At 38.0% G+C, this 613-nt stretch carries 1 pseudogene; it reads right to left on the bottom strand.

Going from position 1 to position 613, the window contains the following annotated elements:
• Positions 1 to 66 precede the first annotated feature (66 nt).
• Positions 67 to 613, bottom strand: a pseudogene (locus tag ACJ5GX_RS00900) (hypothetical protein); the annotation flags it as partial.

The raw sequence follows: 613 nt of genomic DNA, 5'->3' as shown, positions 1-613 counted from the left end.
ACATCATAACGATTCTCATGCCTTTTTTTAGTACTCCATTTTTAACTCGCACTAAAATTACTACTCCTAGGTAAGGATCGATCCTACACCCGCAAAGGCATAGTCCTGACCATTGATGCTGACTTTTGACTCAGAAGTCGCTGCTCGATCTGTAGATTTATTTCCTAATATAACGCTATTATCTTGAGTAGTAGTAACTTGATTACCTAATACAAAGGTATTGTTGTTTGCAACAATATTACTGATACCCACTATAGCAGAAGAGCTACCACTAACATTATTTGCCTGTCCAAGAACATAGGCTACACTACCTTTATTAACTTGGTTATATCTACCTAAAATCCCAGATGAATCACTTTGAACAGTGTTATCTGTTCCCAATGCAATACTGCCATTTCCTGAAATCTGATTTCCGATTCCAACCGCTGTAGTATTCATATTTGTCACATTATTACCAGTACCAAGCGCAAGCGTGCTAGCGCCTGAAACTTGGTTACCAAATCCTAAAGTTGCTGCACCACCACTGGTTAATATATTGTTGTTTCCAATGGCAAGGCTTGTACCACTTGAGGTCAATATCTGATTTTCATTCCCTAAAATGCTACTATTTTGT

Source organism: Wolbachia endosymbiont of Tuta absoluta (genome assembly GCF_059414725.1).
The sequence above is the reverse complement of the archived record's forward strand: the minus strand, read 5'-3'. Positions and strand labels throughout refer to the sequence as shown.